Here is a 20601-nt window from a genome sequence, read left to right on the forward strand (position 1 = left end):
GCACAGTGATGTGCATCTGGCAGCACACCGCAAGATATGAATGACAAATGTAAAAAGGGCAGCCAAATGGCTGCCCTTTTTGATGTACAACATCTGGCGAAGTTATTCGCCGGTGCCGGTATTATTGAGCGCTAATGAAACCGCCAGCGTCTGTGCCAGGCAGAGGGAGGCAACCTGCGAACGGAAGCCATCCACCTGCGCTTCGCGCACCACAAAGCACACATCGCTGAAGGCGGCCAGTGGGCTCACCTGGCTGTCGGTAATAGCAATCAGATGTGCGCCGCGCTTGGCACCCAACTCAACCAGCTCAACCGCTTCACGCGCATACGGCGAGTAGCTAATGGCAATTACCACGTCTTTTGGATTCACCATGCTCAACTGCTCGGTGAACATGCCGCCGAGGCCGTCGATCAGGAATGCACGACGCTCCAGATGGCGCAGCGCATACACCAGATAGGACGCAACGCTGAATGAACGACGCAGGCCAATGATGTAGATATTCTCCGCTTCATCCAGCATCTTCACCGCTTTGTTCAGCTGGTCCGGATTGACCTGCATCGCTAACTGCTGCAATGCCTGGCTGTTCACCATAGTAAAGACGTTGAGGATTTCTACCGGGCTTTCAGGCGAGCTGGCGCTGTCATCAGTGGCAGTCTGGCGGAACAGGCGAGCACGCTCGGTGTAGTTCACGGTTTCTTCCATCAGGTGCTGACGGAAAACCTGTTTCATTTCGTTGAAACCGCTGAAACCAAAGGCGTTGGCAAAGCGGATCAGCGTGGAGGGCGGCACATCGGCCTGTTGCGCGATGGAAGCCACGGTATCGAATGCAATGCTGTTGCTGTTATCAAGAATATAACGAGCCACCTGCTTCAGGCGTTTACTCAGCGTCTCATAGCGACGACGGATATCGTCCTGTAACAAGGTTAATTGGGTTGGATTGTTGGTCATGACTTCGGCCCGTCAAAAAATGAAAATATGGCTGGATAATGAGCGCTATAGTACCAGATGGATGTAAAATTTCATTTGTTTGACGCTATCGTGACGCTTATTTCATCGGTTTATGAAATGCCTCACAAAAAGAAGTGATTAGCGGCAGTGCTGATGCCCATAAAAAAAGCGGCCCTTATGAGCCGCTTTGGTACTGCTTTAACGCCAATCAGCCACGCGCGGCGCGCCAGTAACCAATCAGTCGCAGATAGTTGCCTTTCACCGTTTCAATCAGCGCTTTGTCATCCAGCTCGCCGTTGAGCCACTGACGTGACGGTTGACCGAAGATGGTACGGCCGACGGCGAAGCCTTTGACCCACGGTGCCTGCGCTGCAGCGGCGAAACCGGCTTTCAGCGTCTCTTCCGGCGCATCAAGGCCGAGCAGCAGAATGCCGCGGCAGTGGGGATCGTTCTGTTCGATCAACCCGCTGATAGCCTGCCAGCTCTCTGCCGACAGCGGTGGCAGTTTCCACCAGTCCGGCTGAATGCCCAGGCTATAGAAGTGGCTCAGCATGTCGTAATAGTACGATTCATTACGGTCCGGATTGCTCTCCGGCAGAATCAGTTCCAGCAGCAGCTCATGCCCGCTCTTGTTACAGCCGTTCCACACATCAAGTACCAGTTCATCCTGCTCTTTACGCAGCTCGGCGCTGTCGTGCGGATGGTAGAACACCAGGCATTTCACCACGTGCTCTGCTGGCCAGTCGACCAGTTGCGAGCCGATGTTACCGTGCTCCAGACGCAGGGGACGCGAGCTTGGCAGTTCGATCGGACGGCCAATCCACCAGTTTTTACCGGTAATCGCGTTCAGTGCTTTCTGGCCGTAGGTGGTATCCGCCAGAATCCCACTCTTCTCATTTAAGCCTGCTTCGTTGGCCGCTTCCTGCGCCGCCTGCAACAGCAGCAGTTTCAACTGTGGGATCTTATCTTCACTGACGCCTGCTTCACGGGCCATATCGGCCAGCTGCTTGCGATGGTCGAACGCGAACACGTTGAGTTCTGGCCACTGTTGTTTACGCGTGGTGACGCGGTGCAGATGGTTGAGACGCGCATCCAGATCCGGGCGTTTTACGTCTTTGTCGCGACCGAGGAAATCGTCCAGCTCTTCTTTGGTTGGCATCGCTGGCGCGCAACCATGGCGTGAAACCACCAGCGCACCACAGGCGTTGGCGTAGCGGCAAGCCTGTTCCCAGCTTTCATCATTAAGCCAGCCGCGCAGCAGGCCAGACATAAAGGCATCGCCTGCACCCAGCACGTTCAGGACTTCAACGCGAACGCCGGTTTGCAATTTTGTCTGCTCCCAGCTGTCCGGGATATCACCTTCAAACACCACGCACCCCAGCGGTCCACGTTTACAGACCAGCGTGGCTTTACTTGCCTGGCGCACATTTTTCAGTGCTGTCAGCGTATCCGTACTGCCGCCGGCAATATGGAACTCTTCTTCCGTTCCTACCACCAAATCGAAATAGTGCAGCACTTCCTGCAATTGTTTCGTGACTTCACCGGATTCAACGAAACGCGTTTCGCCATCGCCCAGTGACGTCAGCCCCCACAGCACCGGACGATAATCGATATCCAGTGCGGTGCGCAGACCATTTCGCTTGGCGATATCCAACGCTTTCAGTACTGCCGCGCGGGTTTGCGGATGTGAAAGATGCGTACCGGTGACCGCGACAGCGCGAGAAGAGGTGATGAATTCCTCTTTAATGTCATCCGGCACCAGGCCCATATCGGCACAGTTGTCACGGTAGAAGATCAGTGGGAAGGTATCCTCATCTTTAATACCGAGGATCACCAGGCCGGTCAGGCGGTTTTTATCGGTGATCAGCCCATCGGTGTTACAACCCACGCGCTGCAATTCTTCTCGCAGAAAGCGGCCGTTATGTTCATCCCCTACGCGCGCCAGCATGGCTGATTTCAGGCCCTGAATGGCTGTTCCATAGGCCACGTTACCGGAAGAACCGCCCAGATATTTATTAAAGCTGGTCATATCTTCCAGACGTGATCCGATTTGCTGACCGTAGAGGTCGACGGCGATGCGTCCGATACAAATCACATCAAGCCGCTTCTGTTGTGTACTCATACCTGTGGTTTCCTTCTGTGATAAGCAGACACTGGGGCGAAAACGCCCAACATCAAGCGCTATGCTTCCGGGTTCTCAAGGTGCCTGATTGGCTATGGTGGCAGTATGAGGAATAAAAATTCCAAATACAATATGAAATGAAACATCCGTCGCGATTTTGTGACCGAGGTAAAACTCTGCACAATGCGCTATCACGGCATGCTGTTTAGCATCGGTTTCACTGATGCTATGGCTTGTGAGCCAGGTCGCAGGAAAATGGCTGTGAATAAAGGAAGCTACTGAAGTGAAATGAAATTTCGCTATCTTGTTAAAATGCTATTTTGTCATTTCACTTTTTCCCCTGCAACGGCCTTCGCTGGCAACGTTTCATCGCTGAATTTGATCTCCATCGCAAAATGAAATGTTTCTTCTGTAATTACGTTTAATGAAAAAAATATTTGTTTATAATCGCCACACGTTTCACTTATCCGCGGGTGCCGTCACGGCAGCGAAAACCCGAACCGCGTTGTACCTCACGTCAGGTACCAGCATGTAAAGGAAGAAGCATATGGGCACAATCAGACTTACCACGGCACAGGCGCTGGTGAAATTTCTTGATAACCAGTATCTGAACGTTGACGGCGTTGAAACCAAATTTGTGAAAGGCATTTTTGCCATTTTTGGCCACGGTAACGTGCTGGGACTGGGGCAAGCGCTGGAGCAGGACAGCGGCGATCTGGTGGTGCATCAGGGTCGTAATGAACAGGGCATGGCGCATGCGGCGATTGGTTTCGCCAAGCAGTCGCTGCGTCGTCAGATTATTGCCTGTACCTCTTCAGTGGGACCGGGCGCGGCGAACATGATCACCGCAGCTGCTACGGCGACCGCGAACCGCATTCCTTTACTGCTGCTGCCGGGCGATGTGTTCGCCACGCGTCAGCCCGATCCCGTTTTGCAGCAGATCGAGCAGAGCCACGATCTCAGCATCAGTACCAATGATGCCTTCCGCGCGGTGAGCAAATACTGGGACCGCGTTAGCCGTCCTGAACAGCTGATGACTGCCTGTATTAATGCCTTGCGTGTGCTGACCGATCCGGCGGAAACCGGTGCCGTGACCATCGCGCTGCCGCAAGACGTGCAGGGTGAGGCCTGGGACTTCCCGGAATATTTCTTCCAGAAACGTGTGCACCGTCTGGATCGCCGTCTGCCGACAGCTGCTCAGTTGGAAGATGCGCTGTCGCTGATTGCGCGTAAACACAAGCCGCTGATTATCGTGGGTGGCGGTCTGAAATATTCCGATGCCGGTGCCGCGCTGCTGAAATTCGCGGAACGCTTTAACATTCCGTTTGCGGAAACACAGGCCGGTAAAGGCACCATTGTTTCTGATCATCCGCTGAATGTGGGTGGCGTCGGCGAAACGGGCTGCCTGGCAGCTAACCTGTTGGCGAAAGAAGCCGACCTGGTGATCGGGATCGGCACGCGCTACACCGATTTCACCACCGCTTCGAAATGGATTTTCCAGAATCCTGAAGTGAGCTACCTCAACATCAACGTCAGCAATTTCGACAGCTACAAGCTCGATGCAGTGCAGCTGTTAGCGGATGCTCGCGAAGGTTTGACCGCACTGGAAAGCGGACTGAAAGGCTTTGAGAACCACTGGGGCGGTCAGGTTGAGCAGGCACAAAGCAAGCTACTGAAAGAGACGCAGCGTGTGTATGCCGCCACTTATAACACCGACGATTTTATTCCCGAAATCGCCGATCACATTGACCGTGAAGCGCTGTTTACTGAGTTTGAGCGCCTGACGCAGTCAGTGCTGACGCAGAGCAGCGTGCTTGGCACCTTAAACGAGCAGCTCCCAAAGGATGCAGTGATTGTCGCGGCAGCGGGCAGTCTGCCGGGCGACCTGCAACGCATGTGGCGCACCAAAGATTACAACTCGTACCACGTTGAATACGGCTATTCCTGTATGGGCTACGAAGTCAATGCCGCGTTGGGCGTGAAGCTGGCCCAGCCGCAGCGTGAAGTCTATGTGATGGTAGGAGATGGCTCGTTCATGATGTTGCACTCCGAGCTGGTCACCTCGATTCAGGAAGGCGCGAAAATCAACGTGGTGCTGCTGGATAACATGACCAACGGCTGTATTAACAACCTACAGATGGAACACGGCATGGACAGCTTCACCACCGAGTTCCGTTTCCGCAACCCGGAAGGCGGCAAGCTGGATGGCGGCTTTATTCCGGTCGATTTCGCGGCGATTGCGGGCGGTTACGGTTGCAAAACCTATCGCATTACCACGCTGGAACAGTTGGAAGCTGCACTGATTGACGCGCAGAAACAGACCGTTTCAGTGCTGTTCGACATCAAAGTGCTGCCAAAAACCATGATTCACAAATATTTCAGCTGGTGGCACGTTGGTGTGGCTCAGACTTCAACGTCTGAACGCACGCAGGAAGTGGCCGACAAACTTAACGTGCATATCGAACAAGCACGTAAGTACTAACACCCTTTTTAGGCCGGCGTTCGCCGGCCTTGTTTAACCCTATGTCCCCCAAATAATTCGAGAATCAGGAAGGCGGCCAACGAGAGCAGCCAACGCACCTGCATCTTGAAATATGAAGGGCATACTTATCCGACTCTACAGGTGTAATTATGACGCTCAAACTCGGTGTAATTGGTACCGGTGCAATTGGTCAGGATCACATTCGTCGCTGCAACAATGTGTTGCAGGGCGCGAAAGTGGTGGCGGTTTCAGATATCAACGTGGAAGGGGCCCGCGCGGCGCTGCAGCGTTTGAATATCGAAGCTGAGGTGTATCAGGATGGTCATCAGGTGATTAACTCGCCGGAGGTGGATGCCATTCTGGTGACATCATGGGATCCGACCCACGAAGAATTCACCCTTGCCGCCATTGCTGCTGGCAAGCCCGTGTTCTGCGAGAAGCCGCTGGCGATGAGCGCCGAAGGCTGCCGTCGCATCGTTGATGCCGAAATCAAACACGGTAAACGCCTGGTGCAGGTGGGCTTTATGCGTCCGTACGATTCAGGCTATCGCGCGTTGAAGAAAGTGATCACTGACGGTGAAATCGGCGAGCCGCTGATGCTGCACTGTGCGCACCGCAACCAGAGCGTGGGGGAAAATTACACCACCGATATGGCAATCACCAACACCCTGATTCACGAGCTGGACGTGCTGCGCTGGTTGACCGAAGACGATTATAAATCGGTGCAGGTGGTGTTCCCGCGTTCCACCTCGAAGAGCCATGCCAAATTGAAAGATCCGCAAATCGTGCTGTTCGAAACCCAGAAGGGCATTCGTATTGATGTCGAGATCTTCGTGAACTGCGCATACGGCTACGACATTCAGTGTGAAGTGGTGGGCGAAGAGGGCATTGCCAAACTGCCTGAGCCTTCATCTATTCAGATGCGTAAAAACGCGCGTCTCGGCAATGCGCTGCTCACTGACTGGAAAGACCGTTTTATCGAGGCTTACGACGTTGAGCTGCAAGCTTTCATCAATGACGCCACAGCGGGCAAGTTGACCGGGCCTTCCGCCTGGGATGGTTTTGCTGCCTCCGTTGCGGCGGATGCCTGCCATAAAGCCCAGAATAGCGGCGCTATCGAGCCGGTGACCATGCCAGCGCGTCCAGACTTTTACGCCAAATAACTGAGCCTGTGCGCTAACACTTCTCTCTCAGAATCAGGGAATTGAAATGAACAAAGACAATGTAAAACTGGCGATTGCGCCAATCGGCTGGACCAACGATGACATGCCAGAACTGGGCAGCGAAAACACCTTCCAGCAGACCGTCAGTGAAATGGCGCTGGCAGGCTTTACCGGCAGTGAAGTCGGCAGCAAATATCCGAAAGATCCGGCAGTGCTGAAACCGATGCTGGAAATTCGCGGTATTCAGATCTGCAATGCCTGGTTCAGCACCTTCTTCGCCAACGGCGACAAGGCGAAAACCATCGACGAGTTCACCCAGCACATGAACTTCCTGCACGCCATGGGCGCGCGCGTGATTGGTTGCTCTGAGCAGAGTAAAAGCATTCAGGGCACCACGCTGGCAGTGCTGGAGCAGAAGCCGATCTTCACCGATGAAGAGTGGCGTCTGACAGCGGAAGGCTACAACGAGTTGGCTGAGATCGCGGCGAAGAAGGGCATGCGCGTAACGCTGCACCATCACATGGGGACCGGCATTCAGACCCCAGCGGAAATCGATCGCTTTATGGAATCAACCAATCAGAATGTCGGCCTGCTGTATGACACTGGCCACATCTACTACTCCGAAGGCTCACAGCAGGCGATGCTGGATGTGCTGACCAAATATCTGCCACGTATTTTCCACGTGCACCTGAAAGATGTGCGTGACAGCGTGGTGGCTGAAGTGCGTGAAAAATCACTGTCATTCCTCGATGGCGTGAAGAAAGGCACCTTCACCGTGCCGGGCGACGGCGTGATTGATTTCAAACCGGTGTTCAAAATCCTCGACGATTACGGTTACAAAGGCTGGATGGTGGTGGAAGCGGAGCAGGATCCGGCGCTGGCCAATCCGTTCGAATATGCGGTGAAAGCGCGTAAATATATTCGCGAGAATACCGGCTTATAAGTTCAATGATGCGCGATTTATCGCGCTCTTATGACCATCAGACACAATAAAAAAGGCCGTTATCCCTTACAGGATAACGGCCTTTCTATTTGGCCTGGATTATGAAGCCAGCGACAGCGCCGGTTTCTGACCGTTGACCGCCAGCCACTCACGAATGCGTGCCTGCTCGGCTTCTGTCAGCCACATACCTTGTTTGGTACGACGCCAGATTGCGTCATCCAGTTCGCGCACCCATTCATTTTTCACCAGGTAGCGCAATTCAGCTTCATAAAACTCGTGACCGAAGTTCTCGCCCAGATCCGCCAGACTGCTTGCGCCTGCCAGCAGTTCTTCGGTGCGGCTACCGTAGGTACGGGCAAAGTGGCGCGCCATGCCTTCGCTGATAAACGGATAACGACGACGCAGACCTGCGGCGTAATCTTCACGGGTGCCAGAGAAATCACCGCCTGGCAGTACTGCTGATTTAGTCCAGGCTGGGCCGGCGTTGGGATAGTACTTCGCCAGTTTTTCCAGCGCGTGCTCTGCCAGCTTACGATAGGTGGTGAGCTTACCGCCAAACACCGATAGCAGCGGCGCCTGGCCATTGTCGTCATGCACATCCAGCGTGTAATCACGGGTGATGGCCTGCGGTGAATCCGATTCGTCATCACACAGCGGACGCACACCAGAATAAGTCCAGACGATGTCATCTTTGCTCAGCTGCTGTTTGAAGTGTCCGTTAAACACTTTCAGCAGATAGCTGATTTCGTTGTCATCGATCTTCACGTCTTTCGGATCGCCTTTGTACTCCACATCCGTCGTACCGATGATAGAGAACTCGTCCATCCACGGAATCACAAACACGATACGGTTATCTTCGTTCTGCAGGATATAAGCCTGCTTTTCACGGTGTACGCGCGGCACCACAATGTGGCTGCCTTTGATCAGGCGAATACCGTACGGCGATTTCAGCTTCAGGCCATCATCAAAGAATTCTTTTACCCAAGGTCCAGCGGCATTGACCAGGCCTTTGGCACGCCACGTGAAGGTTTTGCCGGTATCAATATCTTCCGCTTCCACCATCCACAGGCCACTCTCACGCCATGCACGGGTCACGCGGGTGCGGGTGCGCACTTCGCCGCCCTGTTTCACCACTTCCTGCGCGTTGAGCACGACCATACGCGCATCATCCACCCAGCAGTCAGAATATTCGAATCCGCGCGTGATCTCAGGCTTAAGGGCCGATTCCGCGCCAAAACGCAGGCCTTTACTGCCCGGTAAAGTGGTGCGTTTACCCAGACGGTCGTACATAAACAGGCCAAGGCGAATCATCCACGCCGGACGCAGATGCGGGCGATGTGGCAAGCGGAAGCGCATTGGGAAGGCAATGTGCGGTGCCATTTTCAGCAGCACTTCACGTTCAGCCAGCGCTTCGCCCACCAGACGGAATTCGTAATGTTCCAGGTAGCGCAGGCCACCGTGGATTAATTTAGAGCTGTTGGAGGAGGTTGCACAGGCCAAATCCCGCGCCTCCAGCATCAGCACTGACAGTCCGCGTCCTGCAGCGTCCACTGCAATGCCGGCTCCGTTAATGCCGCCGCCGATCACGATCAGGTCTTTGGTTTCCACGTCATCTCCTCCGATGTTCGGAATAGTTCTAAAATGTTCGTTTTCGAGCGTAATAATAATCGGAAACCAACATTGATGCCAGCGCTTAACTCAATAAAAACATTTTTGCGTGATATAGCTAACATTCCTGCAGGAAAAAAAATCCATAGCCATAACTTTTGTCAGGTTATCGCGACGGATTCTCAGGTTAAACTAGGCGTTAATTGTGACGACCTTATGAGAGACACCATGGAAAACTTCGAATGTATTTCGGTTCAGCAGGCTAACGAGCACCTGGCACAAGGCGCGCAGCTGGTGGACATTCGCGACCCACAAAGCTATGCCATGGGCCACGCGACAGGCTCGTTACATCTGTCGAACGACAATCTGGCGGACTTTATCGCGCAGGCGAATCATGAGCTGCCGGTGCTGGTGATGTGCTATCACGGCAACAGCAGCAAAGGTGCAGCACAGTTCCTGTTAGGGCAGGGTTTCAGCGCTGCCTATAGCATTGATGGTGGTTTCGACGCCTGGCGTAGTGCGTTTCCAGCGCAGGTTGCGACTGGCAGCGTCTGAGCCGATCCCTAAAAGGAAGGAGAGCACGCACGATGCGCATTACCCAGTTTAACCATCCCCGCATGGCACAGGCATTTGTGGACTATATGGCCACACGTGGCGTCACGCTGCGTATTGAGCGCGAAAGCCACTATGTCATTATGCTGGATGACGAAACGCAGCTTTCAATGGTTGAAAACGAACTCGCACAGTTCATTCGCGATCCCAACCATCCGCGTTATCAGGCGGCCAGTTGGCACACCGGCAGTACCGAGAGTGGCTTGCGCTACGAGCGCAGCAATATCTGGGCGAATATTCGTGAACGCGCAGGTCCGCTCACCATGACGATCATGATCGCCTGCGTGGCGGTGTTTATCATGATGCAGATTGTTGGCGATGATGTGGCGCTGGATTGGCTGGCGTGGCCTGCTGACTCCTCACAGTATTTCCAGGTGTGGCGCTGGTTTAGCCATGCGTTGTTGCACTTCTCACTGCTGCACATCCTGTTCAATCTGATGTGGTGGTGGTATCTCGGTGGCGCAGTGGAAAAGCGTATTGGCAGCGGTAAGCTGTTTGTGATTATGCTCATTTCCGCGCTGTTGAGCGGCTGGATGCAGGCCAAATTCAGCGGTGTGCTGTTCGGCGGACTATCGGGCGTGGTGTATGCGCTGATGGGTTATTGCTGGCTGCGTGGCGAGCGCGATCCCGAAAGTGGCATTTATCTGGAGCGTGGTCTGATGGGCTTCGCTATTGTATGGCTGATTATTGGCTGGTACGGCGCTTTTGGGCTGTCGATTGCTAACGCTGCACATGTCACCGGCTTGCTGGTCGGCCTGGCCATGGCGTTTGTCGATACGCGCAATGTGGCTCGTCGGTAGCAGGTATAAAAAGAAAACGGCTCTGAGCCGAGGAGAGAGATGTGAAGCAGACGCAACGTCATGACGCCATTATCGATTTGGTGCGACGCCAGGGATATGTCAGTACGGAAGAGCTGGTGGATCACTTTGAGGTGAGCCCGCAAACCATTCGGCGTGACCTGAACGATCTGGCCGATCAGAATAAAATTCAGCGTCATCACGGCGGCGCGGCGCTGCCTTCCAGCTCTGAAAACACCGCATGGCAGGACCGCAAAATGATGTGGTCAGCGGAAAAAGCGCGCATCGCCGAGCGTGTGGCGAGCCAGATCCCGGATGGTGCCACGTTGTTTATCGATATCGGCACTACGCCGGAAGCGGTGGCGCATGCGTTGCTGAATCACAACAATCTGCGCGTGGTGACCAACAACCTCAATGTGGCGATTTTGCTGATGGCGAAGCCGGATTTCCGCGTCATCATCGCTGGCGGCGAAGTGCGTACGCGGGATGGCGGCATCATGGGTGAAGCGACGCTGGATTTCATCTGCCAGTTTCGCCTCGATTACGGCATTCTCGGCATCAGCGGCATCGATATGGATGGCTCACTGCTGGAGTTCGATTACCACGAAGTCCGCACCAAACGCGCGATAATCGAAAACTCACGCTGCGTGATGTTGGTGGTGGACCATTCGAAATTTGGCCGTAATGCGATGGTGAACCTGGGGAATATGAGCCTGATTGACTACATGTATACCGATCAGACGCCGCCTGCCAGCGTGCTGAAGATGATTGAGCAACACGAAGTCCATCTCGAACTCTGCTAATCCATCCTGTCGGGGCGGTTGCTGTGCCGCCCGCAGGATGGCATCAGGTTGCGCGCCACGCGTAAATCCACTTTTTTTCCCCTCCATCCGCATTTCCCTGTCGCTTTTTTCTTCGCCCCCGGCTTTACTTATCCTTTCTGGTTATGCGCTCGCCCGTCTTTACCGTTAACGGACTCGAAGGGATTGATATGTCGCAGCAAAAATTTAATAAAACACGTTTCGACGCCGCACTTACCCGCCAATGGCAGCACCTTGGACTCACCTCCGCCCAGCAAATGACACCGCATCAGTGGTGGCAGGCATTAAGCCGTGTGCTGACCGAGATGCTCGCCACGCAGCCGCCCGCCACACCGCGCGCAGGCCAACGCCATGTGAACTATCTGTCGATGGAGTTTCTTATCGGCCGCCTGACCGGCAACAACTTGCTGAATCTGGGTTGGTACGACGAGGTGAAGGAAGCGCTGGCGGCGCATCAGGTAGAGCTCAGTGAGTTGCTGGAGGAAGAGGTGGATCCGGCGCTTGGCAACGGTGGATTGGGGCGCCTGGCCGCGTGTTACATGGACTCGATGGCCACTGTCGGGCAGGCCGCGATGGGACATGGCCTTAATTATCAGTACGGTTTGTTCCGCCAGACCTTTGACGATGGCCAGCAAAAAGAGGCGCCAGACGACTGGCAGCGCAACAGTTATCCGTGGTTTCGCCATAACGCCGCACAGGATGTGCAGGTTGGCATCGGCGGCAAAGTGAAGAAAAACAGCGATGGCTCGCTACAGTGGCGACCTAAATTTCAGCTTAAAGGTGAAGCCTGGGATTTGCCGGTGGTCGGCTACCGTAATGGTGTGACGCTGCCGTTACGTTTGTGGCAAGCCACCAGCGTGCATCCGTTCGATCTCACCCTGTTCAATGATGGCAAGTTCCTGCAGGCCGAACAGCCCGGCATTGATGCTGACAAACTCACCAAGGTGCTGTATCCCAACGATAATCACGCAGAAGGTAAACGCCTGCGCCTGATGCAGCAATATTTCCAGTGCGCGTGTGCGGTGGGCGATATTCTGCGCCGCCACCATCTTGCCGGGCGCTCGATCCACACCTTGCCCGATTTTGAAGTCATCCAGCTCAACGACACGCATCCCACTATCGCCATCCCGGAGATGCTGCGTATCCTGCTGGATGAGCATCAGTTGAGTTGGGATGAAGCCTGGCACATCACCAGCCGCGTTTTCGCCTATACCAATCACACCTTGATGCCGGAAGCGCTGGAGCGTTGGGATGAGTCGCTGGTGCGCGATCTGCTGCCGCGCCATATGCTGATCATCCGCGAAATTAACCAGCGTCTGAAAAAAATCGTCAAGAAGCAGTGGCCCGGCGATAGCGCGACATGGCAAAAGCTGGCGGTGGTAGCTGATGGACAGGTGCGTATGGCGAACCTGTGTGTGGTGAGCTGTTTCGCCGTGAATGGCGTGGCTGCGCTGCACTCTGAGCTGGTGGTGAAGGATCTGTTCCCGGAATACCACCTTCTGTGGCCAAACAAATTCCATAATGTGACCAATGGCATCACGCCGCGCCGCTGGTTGAAGCAGTGCAATCCGCTGCTGTCGAACCTGATTGATGAAACGTTGCAGGTGGAGTGGGCCAACGATCTGGATGCGCTGGAGTGGCTGGCGCCCTATGCGCGTAAAAAAGCTTTCCGTCAGCAGTTCCGCACCATCAAGCAGCAGAACAAGCTGCGCCTGACCGTATACATCAAACGCGTGACCGGCATTGATGTGAATCCTGATGCGCTGTTCGATGTGCAGATTAAGCGGCTACACGAGTACAAACGTCAGCACCTCAGCCTGCTGCATATGCTGCACTGCTATCGTCAGTTGCGGGACAATCCTGATAACCCCGACTTTGTGCCGCGCGTATTCCTGTTCGGTGCCAAGGCCGCGCCGGGCTACTACCTTGCCAAGAACATCATCTACGCCATTAACAAAGTGGCCGAGGTGATCAATAACGACCCGAAAGTCGGCGATCGGTTAAAAGTCGTGTTTATCCCTGACTATCGCATTACCGCCGCCGAGTTGATGATTCCGGCAGCCGATCTCTCGGAGCAAATCTCGACTGCCGGTTATGAAGCGTCCGGCACCGGGAATATGAAGCTGGCGCTGAACGGCGCGCTGACCATTGGCACGCTGGATGGTGCGAACGTCGAAATCGCCGAAGCGGTGGGCGAGAAGAACATCTTTATCTTCGGCAATACCGTGGATGAGGTTAAGGCGCTTAAAGCCAACGGTTACAGCCCGAAAAAACTGCGCAAGCAAAATAAGTATCTGGATGGATTGTTGAAAGATCTGGAGAAGGGCAAGTTCAGCGAAGGTGATAAGCAGGCATTCGATATGCTGCTCACCAGCCTGACCAAAGGTGGCGATCCCTGGCTGGTGCTGGCCGATTTCGAGGCGTATCTCGACGCGCAGCAACAGGTTGAAGCCTTGTGGAAGAACCCGGAAGCCTGGACTAAAGCGGCGATTCTCAACACCGCGCGCACCGGGCGATTCAGTTCCGATCGTTCGATTCGCGATTACCAGCAACGCATCTGGCAGGCCGCGCGCTGATTTCCAGCTCGCTATTGATGGCCGCTCGACATGGTTTCGATAAGGTTTTCGTCGGATACGTATTGATACGCACTGCACCCAAGGAGACGTGATGACGTTCAGCAAACTGGATCAGGCCGCGCAGGAAGCGGGTATTGCGGTAGATTTTACCAATGCGAACGGTGAGCGGGTGCGCATTAGCGACGACACCAAACGTGCACTGCTGGCGGTGATGAATACGCCGGAAGGTAAAACGCCACCACTGCCACCGGTGCTGGTTTTCACTCCGCGCCGTCCGCGTCAGTGTTGCCCGCAGGGCAAAGGCGAATTTAGCTGGCAGCTTGAGACCGAACGGGGCAAAACTTACAGCGGCACGCTTCAGGCAGGCGAGACCTTCACATTGCCGCCGCGTCTGCCGCAGGGGTATCACCGTTTGACCTTACAGCAAGGACGTCAGCAGTGGCACTCGCGCATTATTATCGCGCCACGTCGCTGCTATTTATCCGAACCGCTAGCGCAAGGCGACAAACGCTGGGGAGCGCTGGTGCAGCTTTATACGCTGCGATCCGATCGCAATTGGGGGATCGGTGATTTTGGCGATCTTGCGCAAATGCTGGAGCAGATCGCCGCTCACGGAGGCGATTTTGTTGGCCTCAACCCGCTACACGCGCTTTATCCTGCGCAGCCTGACCACGCCAGCCCTTATAGCCCCACCTCGCGTCGCTGGCTGAATATGCTGTATATCGACGTTAATCAGGTGGCGGCATTCGCTCAAAGCGCTGAAGCACAGCGCTGGTGGAAACTCGCCAAAACGCGCAAGGCTCTGCAAGCCGCGCGCGCCACTGACTATGTCGATTATCGAGCGGTGGCTGAGTTGAAAATCACCGCGCTACGCCTGTCCTGGCAGCATTATCAGCCTGAGCAGGAATTCCTGCAATTTGTCGCCGAGGGCGGCGATCATCTGCGCTATCAGGCGGCGTTTGACGGCATTCTGGCAGAACGCAGCTCTCAGCAGGAGAAGGAGTGGGGTTGGGCGTCATGGCCGGAAACCTGGGGCAATGCCCATCAGCCAGAAGTTCAGCAGTGGTGTGCTGCACATGAGGACGAGATTCAATTCTGGTGTTGGTTGCAGTGGCTGGCGCAGCAGCAATTTGCCGCCTGCTGGCAGCGTAGCCAGCAGCTCGGCATGACGGTGGGATTGTACCGGGATTTGGCGGTCGGTGTGGCGCAGCACAGCGCAGAAACCTGGCAGGACCCGCAGTTGTATAAGCTGGGTGCTTCGGTGGGGGCACCGCCGGATCGCCTGGGGCCATTGGGGCAAAACTGGGCGTTGCCGCCGCTTGATCCGCATGAGATGCGCGCGCGCGGCTATCAGCCTTTTATCGATTTATTGCGCGCCAATATGCGTGATTGTGGCGCGTTGCGTATCGATCACGTGATGGCGTTATTGCGGCTGTGGTGGATTCCGTATGGCGAGACAGCAGACAAAGGCGCCTATGTGTCATATCCGGTGGACGATTTGATGGCGATTCTGGCGCTGGAAAGTCAGCGCCATTGCTGCATGGTGATCGGCGAGGATCTGGGCATTGTGCCGCCGATCATCGTTCGCATGATGCGCAGTCACGGCATTTTCTCGTGGAAAGTGCTGTTCTTCGAACAGGAGCGCGATGGCCGCTACCGCCAGCCTGCGGCTTATCCTCGACAGTCGATTGCCAGTGCCAGTACTCATGATTTACCCACGTTGAGCGGATTCTGGCAGGCGGAAGATTTGGCATTGGGTGAAAAGCTTGGCATGTATCGCGATAGCGTGCTGCACTCCCTGCAACAACAGCGCACAGCACAAAAGCAGGCTTTGCTGGACGCCTTACAGCAGGCGGGGGCCATGCCAGCTCGCAGTCGTCAACCTGCGTTGAAGCAACCGCTGACGCCGGCGATCAATGTGGCGATGCACCGTTACCTGGCCCGCACGGAGAGCGCATTACTGGGATTGCAGCCGGAAGATTGGCTCGGCATGACAATGCCGGTCAACGTGCCTGGCACAGTGGATGAGTATCCCAACTGGCAGCGCAAGTTATGTGTCACGCTGGAAGAGATGTTTGCCGACAAAGCCGTGAAGCAAGTTCTGAAAGCGGTGAATGACGGACGCAAAGCGAGGTAGAAATCTGCGGCAGCGAGGGTGCGCTGCCGCAAGAAAATCAATAGTAAGAGTGCTCGCCGCGCTGGTGTTCAGTGAGGTCACGCACACCTTTCAGCTCAGGGAACGCTGCCAGCAACTCTTTCTCGATGCCATCTTTCAGCGTGACGTCGATCATTGAACAGCCGTTACAGCCGCCGCCAAACTGCAGAATCGCGTAACCGTCATCGGTGATTTCCATCAGGGATACACGACCACCGTGACCCGCCAGCTGTGGGTTGATCTGCGCTTGCAGCAGATACTCCACGCGCTCAACCATTGGCGCATCATCAGACACTTTACGCATCTTGGCGTTTGGCGCTTTCAGCGTCAGCTGGGAACCGAGGTTATCGGTGACAAAATCGATCTCAGCATCTTCCAGATAAGGCGCGCTCAACTCATCAACATAGGCTGACAGCTTTTCGAACTTCATTTCAGTATCAGTGGCTTCTACTGCATCGGGTGGGCAGTAAGAAACACCGCATTCCGCGGTTGGCGTACCCGGATTAATGACGAATACGCGAATTTGTGTGCCATCTTCTTGTTTTGACAGCAATTTTGAGAAGTGCTCTTGCGCAGCATCAGTAATAACGATCATGGCGATTGCTCAATAGTTGACTAAATTACTTGGTTATAATACGCCCAACGCCGACGCTCTACAAGGTACGGCACAGGCAGCCAATATGCACGCTGGCCGCGCCTTGCGCCAGCAAAATGCGGCTGATTTCTGCCACCGTGCTTCCGGTGGTAACCACATCGTCGATGAGCAGGATATGGCGTCCGCGCACTGGCATTTCAAGGGAAAAGGCCCCGCGCAGATTCTTTTTCCGCGCCGAAGCGCGCAACGCATGCTGGACCAAGCCCCGCCGTCTGCGGCGCACCCCCGCACGATATTCACAACCTAGCCAGTGTGCCAGCGGTTTTGCCAGCAGCTCAGCCTGATTATAGCCACGCTGCCAGGCACGACGCCGATGTAACGGCACACTCAACACCAAATCAATGCGCGGCGTAAGGTTATCGCGGCGACTATTTAACAATTTTAACAAAAGGAGTCGTGCCAGCATCACTCTGAGTGCGGTTGCCCGAGAAAATTTCAGCTGGATGACCCAATCGCTCAGCGGCGGCAGGTAATCACTCACGCAAGTCAGGCTGTGCCACGGCGGTGGACAACGCAGACAGCGGCCGCACAATCGGGTGCCGCTGGCCGGCAGTGCACAGCAGGGGCAGATCGCGGGCAGCGCCGGGATTTGTTGCGCACAGCGGCTGCATAGCCCGTGTCTGGCAATCTGTAATGGCAGGCGGCATAGCCAACATAGGGCAGGGATTGATAGCATAGCGGCCTCTTTTCACTTTTCGGGAGTGTAACCGATGAGTTCGCTTTACTGGCACACCACAGGCACAGGCGATCGCGATCTTGTGCTGCTGCACGGCTGGGGATTGAATGCCGAAGTGTGGCAGAACATTGTTCCACGACTCAGCCCGCATTTTCGTCTGCACCTGGTGGATCTGCCCGGCTTTGGCCGCAGCCAGGGATTTGGTGCACTGACCTTAGCCGACATGGCTCAACAGCTGCTTCCGCAACTTCCTGAGCGTGCAGTGTTGCTCGGTTGGTCGCTGGGGGGACTGGTTGCCAGCCAGATTGCACTGATGCAGCCTGAACGTGTCACCGCGCTGATTAGCGTGGCGTCGTCGCCCTGTTTTACCGCGCACGAGGATTGGCCGGGCATCAAGCCTGAGACGCTGGAGAGCTTCCAGCAGCAGCTGAGCAATGATTTCCAGCGCACCGTAGAACGTTTCCTGGCCTTGCAAACCATGGGTACGGAAAACGCTCGCCAGGATGCACGTCAGCTCAAAGACGTGGTGCTATCACAGCCAATGCCTTCGGTCGCAGTGCTGGAAGGTGGACTGGAGATATTGCGCGAAGTGGATCTGCGCGCGCAGCTGCCGCAGTTGGCAATGCCCTTGATGCGTTTGTATGGATCGCTGGATGGATTAGTACCACGTCGAATTGCAAAGCAGTTGGATGAAGCGTTACCGCGTTCACCTTCAATTGTGATGGAAAAAGCGGCGCATGCGCCATTTGTCTCGCATCCTGACACATTTTGCCAGCATATTATCGAGTTCATCCAAGCGGTTACCCGTTAAATCTGTTGCGGCAGTGGAAATTCTTTCACCAGCGGTAATACTTTTGACGTGAGCTGAGCTGCTTCGCGGTGTGTTCTTTTGCTATCTCGCCTGTTGTGCTTCGCGGCCGCTGACATCCCAATAATGCAAAAAATGGATGAGGGTAATGCTATGAAGATGATGAAATTGGCTGTGGCTTCTCTGGTGATGAGTGCGGTGTCGTTTTCAGCGTTCGCCGCAAAGGAAGTGACTAAAGAAGAAGTGCAGAAAATGAATCTGGAGAAAATCGGTACGGTGACCACCACGGCGGAGACCACCTCACCGATGGATGCGAAGCGCGAACTCTCCAAAGCGGCCGATGAGAAAGGCGGCAAATACTTTCTGGTGATTGCGGGCCGGGAACATGGCAAGTTCAGCGCCACGGCGGATGTTTACAAATAATCAGCCACGCAACCACATAAATTGCCACGCAGCCAGCGTCATTGGCTGGCTGCCATCGATTTTCTCGCCACTGATCACATCCTGATAATGTCGCGCCTGCGGCAGATGCGTGGTCACTTCCCGGCTGCTGAGATTAAACACGCACAATAAGCCCTCTTCACTGCCTGACGGATGTCGCCGCAACATCAGCAGAGTATTTTCACTCTCCAGCAGCGTCATCGCATTATCCGGATGGAACGCGCTCTGGCGGGTGCGCAGCTGGATCAATGCGCTGAGTCGTTCATACACCTGCTGACGCAATGGGTCAGCGCCGCTGATCCACTGTTCCATTTCACGCAAACTGTATTTCTGGCGATTGATGGCGCGGTTGTGTCCTGCCGCGCGCACGCCTTCATTGTCGTTGCGCGATCCCAGAATGCTTTGGATATAGATCGCCGGCACGCCCGGAAAGGCGAGCAGAATGGCGTGTGCCAGCAGGAATCGGCGCAGACGCGTGTCATCGTCATCATTCTGCTGGTTGAGAGCATCGAAATAGGTGACGTTAATTTCGTAAGGGCTGGTGGTGCCATCGGGATTGTTTTTATAAGACACCAGCGCCCCTTCCAGCGCCAAATCTCGCACCAGTGCTACGATCTCCACTTCAGACAAAATACCGCGCGCAGGATTGAGGCCAATGCCATCGTGCGAGGCAAGGAAGTTGAAGAACGTGGTGGTGCCGTTACCGGTGCCCAGCGTGCTGGCCCATTGACGCAGCGCGCGTGCGGATCCTGAATGAATGGCATGGAGCACCAGCGGCGGCAGTGAAAACTGATACACCATCTGCGCTTCATCGTGCCCGTTACCAAAATAGCTGATGTTGTCTTTATGCGGCACATTAGTTTCGGTGACGATCACTGTGCCCGGTGCCACTTCGTTGGAAATGGCGCGAAACAGCTTCACCAGCTGGTGGGTTTTCGGCAGGTGAATGCAATTTGTACCCGGCGTCTTCCACATATATCCCACTGCATCAAGGCGAACGTAATCGGCGCCTTTGTTCAGGTAATCCAGCAATACGTCGACCATGCGAATCAGCACTTCAGGATTGGCAAAGTTAAGGTCGATTTGATCGGCGCTAAATGTGGTCCAGATAAAGCATGTCTCACCATCAGCCATCTCAAAGGGCGTGAGCAACGGTGAGGTGCGGGGACGCGTCACGGCGCTGAGATCGGTGGCCGGTGGCATGCTAATAAAGAAGTCGTCCCAGCCGGGATCCTGCGCCAGAAAGTGGCGAAACCATTGGCTGTGCGCCGACATATGGTTGCAGACGAAATCGAACATCAGACGGGTTTCACTGTGCAGCGCTGCGATATGCTGCCACTCGCCACAGAGAGGATTCACCTGGTGATAATCAATCACGGAGAAGCCATCGTCGGAGGAGTAGGGAAAGAACGGCAGCAGATGCACCAGGCTGAAAGTGGATTGCAGGTGCTGCTGATAGAAGTGCGAGAAGCTGGCGAGCGTGGGCTGATCGGATTCACGGAACTGATCCGCGTAGCTAATCAGCACCACATCCTTTTCATCCCAGTGGGCTTTGCGTGGCAGTTTAGCGGTATCTCGCGCTGCACGAATGTGGGAAAGCAGACGCTCACGTGCGGCGACGGGGAAGCGGCCTGCGTAAATCTCATCAAGTAGGGCGTTGATTATGTCCATCAGATCGTCGGGCCACGCGGAAGGTCATTTTTTCACACGGATTTTTTCAGCGTAGACGGATGAGAGGATTTATCAAATGTGTACGCGCGGAGCGAAGCTGTCTCCGCGCGTTATTCAGGGCTG

At 55.0% G+C, this 20601-nt stretch carries 16 protein-coding genes; 10 read left to right on the top strand and 6 right to left on the bottom strand.

Translation table 11 applies throughout. The annotated features are described in order from the left end of the window. Window positions 1-102: 102 nt before the first annotated feature. Window positions 103-948, bottom strand: a complete 846-nt coding sequence (locus FD737_RS14330) for a MurR/RpiR family transcriptional regulator (protein WP_034819711.1) — start codon at window positions 946-948, stop codon at window positions 103-105. A 208-nt stretch (window positions 949-1156) separates the two neighbouring features. Then, window positions 1157-3070: a 5-dehydro-2-deoxygluconokinase gene (iolC, locus tag FD737_RS14335; protein ID WP_034819708.1), complete on the bottom strand. Its 1914-nt coding sequence runs from the start codon at window positions 3068-3070 to the stop codon at window positions 1157-1159. 547 nt (window positions 3071-3617) lie between these two features. Between iolC and iolD the strand changes: the two genes are divergently transcribed. From iolD to iolE, 3 genes are all read left to right on the top strand, one after another. Then, a complete protein-coding gene (gene iolD, locus FD737_RS14340) occupies window positions 3618-5552 on the top strand; it encodes a 3D-(3,5/4)-trihydroxycyclohexane-1,2-dione acylhydrolase (decyclizing) (RefSeq protein ID WP_034819705.1) in 1935 nt (644 codons plus the stop codon). 149 nt (window positions 5553-5701) lie between these two features. Further along, entirely contained in the window at window positions 5702-6715 is a 1014-nt protein-coding gene (locus FD737_RS14345) for a Gfo/Idh/MocA family protein (protein ID WP_038644253.1), read from the top strand. A 46-nt stretch (window positions 6716-6761) separates the two neighbouring features. Then, window positions 6762-7658: a myo-inosose-2 dehydratase gene (iolE, locus tag FD737_RS14350; protein WP_034819699.1), complete on the top strand. Its 897-nt coding sequence runs from the start codon at window positions 6762-6764 to the stop codon at window positions 7656-7658. A gap of 99 nt (window positions 7659-7757) precedes the next feature. On the opposite strand, the gene glpD is transcribed toward iolE, so the two are convergent. Beyond that, complete coding sequence (gene glpD / locus FD737_RS14355) at window positions 7758-9266, bottom strand: glycerol-3-phosphate dehydrogenase (RefSeq protein WP_058960571.1); 1509 nt, start codon at window positions 9264-9266, stop codon at window positions 7758-7760. 228 nt (window positions 9267-9494) lie between these two features. On the opposite strand from glpD, the gene glpE reads away from it, so the two are divergent. The 5 genes from glpE (at window position 9495) to malQ (ending at window position 16209) form a co-directional block, all read left to right on the top strand. Beyond that, on the top strand, window positions 9495-9821 hold the full coding sequence (gene glpE, locus FD737_RS14360) for a thiosulfate sulfurtransferase GlpE (RefSeq protein ID WP_160833802.1): 327 nt from the start codon (window positions 9495-9497) through the stop codon (window positions 9819-9821). Window positions 9822-9853: 32 nt separating this feature from the next. Then, a complete protein-coding gene (glpG, locus tag FD737_RS14365) occupies window positions 9854-10678 on the top strand; it encodes a rhomboid family intramembrane serine protease GlpG (protein WP_160833803.1) in 825 nt (274 codons plus the stop codon). A gap of 41 nt (window positions 10679-10719) precedes the next feature. Continuing rightward, on the top strand, window positions 10720-11478 hold the full coding sequence (locus tag FD737_RS14370; protein ID WP_160833804.1) for a DeoR/GlpR family transcriptional regulator: 759 nt from the start codon (window positions 10720-10722) through the stop codon (window positions 11476-11478). A 188-nt stretch (window positions 11479-11666) separates the two neighbouring features. Continuing rightward, on the top strand, window positions 11667-14072 hold the full coding sequence (gene malP, locus FD737_RS14375) for a maltodextrin phosphorylase (RefSeq protein ID WP_160833805.1): 2406 nt from the start codon (window positions 11667-11669) through the stop codon (window positions 14070-14072). A 91-nt stretch (window positions 14073-14163) separates the two neighbouring features. Further along, the gene (gene malQ, locus FD737_RS14380) at window positions 14164-16209 is read left to right on the top strand and encodes a 4-alpha-glucanotransferase (protein ID WP_160833806.1); all 2046 of its coding nucleotides are present in this window, start codon (window positions 14164-14166) and stop codon (window positions 16207-16209) included. Between the two features lie 37 nt (window positions 16210-16246). On the opposite strand, the gene nfuA is transcribed toward malQ, so the two are convergent. Both nfuA and gntX read right to left on the bottom strand, forming a co-directional pair. Further along, the gene (gene nfuA / locus FD737_RS14385; RefSeq protein WP_034819678.1) at window positions 16247-16822 is read right to left on the bottom strand and encodes a Fe-S biogenesis protein NfuA; all 576 of its coding nucleotides are present in this window, start codon (window positions 16820-16822) and stop codon (window positions 16247-16249) included. A 58-nt stretch (window positions 16823-16880) separates the two neighbouring features. Continuing rightward, window positions 16881-17558 carry a DNA utilization protein GntX gene (gntX, locus tag FD737_RS14390; RefSeq protein WP_097119383.1) on the bottom strand — a complete coding sequence of 226 codons (678 nt, stop codon included), beginning with the start codon at window positions 17556-17558 and terminating at the stop codon, window positions 16881-16883. A 34-nt stretch (window positions 17559-17592) separates the two neighbouring features. On the opposite strand from gntX, the gene bioH reads away from it, so the two are divergent. Then, window positions 17593-18369 (top strand): pimeloyl-ACP methyl ester esterase BioH, encoded by a 777-nt coding sequence (bioH, locus tag FD737_RS14395; RefSeq protein WP_160833807.1) that lies wholly within the window; start codon window positions 17593-17595, stop codon window positions 18367-18369. Window positions 18370-18519: 150 nt separating this feature from the next. Then, complete coding sequence (locus FD737_RS14400; protein WP_160833808.1) at window positions 18520-18789, top strand: DUF1471 domain-containing protein; 270 nt, start codon at window positions 18520-18522, stop codon at window positions 18787-18789. Here the strand turns inward: FD737_RS14400 and FD737_RS14405 are convergent, their stop codons facing one another. Further along, the gene (locus FD737_RS14405) at window positions 18790-20478 is read right to left on the bottom strand and encodes an alpha-amylase family glycosyl hydrolase (RefSeq protein ID WP_160833809.1); all 1689 of its coding nucleotides are present in this window, start codon (window positions 20476-20478) and stop codon (window positions 18790-18792) included. It lies immediately after the preceding gene. Between the last annotated feature and the right edge of the window lie 123 nt (window positions 20479-20601).

Origin of the sequence: Pantoea sp. Seng, from assembly GCF_009829935.1 — a bacterium.
In the GTDB taxonomy this organism is placed as follows: domain Bacteria; phylum Pseudomonadota; class Gammaproteobacteria; order Enterobacterales; family Enterobacteriaceae; genus Pantoea; species Pantoea communis.

What these genes read in the sequence shown, in the direction of transcription:
- FD737_RS14330 (WP_034819711.1), bottom strand. Translation starts at nt 948, where the DNA reads ATGACCAACAATCCAACCCAATTAACCTTGTTACAGGACGATATCCGT.
- iolC (WP_034819708.1), bottom strand. Translation starts at nt 3,070, where the DNA reads ATGAGTACACAACAGAAGCGGCTTGATGTGATTTGTATCGGACGCATC.
- iolD (WP_034819705.1), top strand. Translation starts at nt 3,618, where the DNA reads ATGGGCACAATCAGACTTACCACGGCACAGGCGCTGGTGAAATTTCTT.
- FD737_RS14345 (WP_038644253.1), top strand. Translation starts at nt 5,702, where the DNA reads ATGACGCTCAAACTCGGTGTAATTGGTACCGGTGCAATTGGTCAGGAT.
- iolE (WP_034819699.1), top strand. Translation starts at nt 6,762, where the DNA reads ATGAACAAAGACAATGTAAAACTGGCGATTGCGCCAATCGGCTGGACC.
- glpE (WP_160833802.1), top strand. Translation starts at nt 9,495, where the DNA reads ATGGAAAACTTCGAATGTATTTCGGTTCAGCAGGCTAACGAGCACCTG.
- glpG (WP_160833803.1), top strand. Translation starts at nt 9,854, where the DNA reads ATGCGCATTACCCAGTTTAACCATCCCCGCATGGCACAGGCATTTGTG.
- malP (WP_160833805.1), top strand. Translation starts at nt 11,667, where the DNA reads ATGTCGCAGCAAAAATTTAATAAAACACGTTTCGACGCCGCACTTACC.
- malQ (WP_160833806.1), top strand. Translation starts at nt 14,164, where the DNA reads ATGACGTTCAGCAAACTGGATCAGGCCGCGCAGGAAGCGGGTATTGCG.
- nfuA (WP_034819678.1), bottom strand. Translation starts at nt 16,822, where the DNA reads ATGATCGTTATTACTGATGCTGCGCAAGAGCACTTCTCAAAATTGCTG.
- gntX (WP_097119383.1), bottom strand. Translation starts at nt 17,558, where the DNA reads ATGCTATCAATCCCTGCCCTATGTTGGCTATGCCGCCTGCCATTACAG.
- bioH (WP_160833807.1), top strand. Translation starts at nt 17,593, where the DNA reads ATGAGTTCGCTTTACTGGCACACCACAGGCACAGGCGATCGCGATCTT.
- FD737_RS14400 (WP_160833808.1), top strand. Translation starts at nt 18,520, where the DNA reads ATGAAGATGATGAAATTGGCTGTGGCTTCTCTGGTGATGAGTGCGGTG.
- FD737_RS14405 (WP_160833809.1), bottom strand. Translation starts at nt 20,478, where the DNA reads ATGGACATAATCAACGCCCTACTTGATGAGATTTACGCAGGCCGCTTC.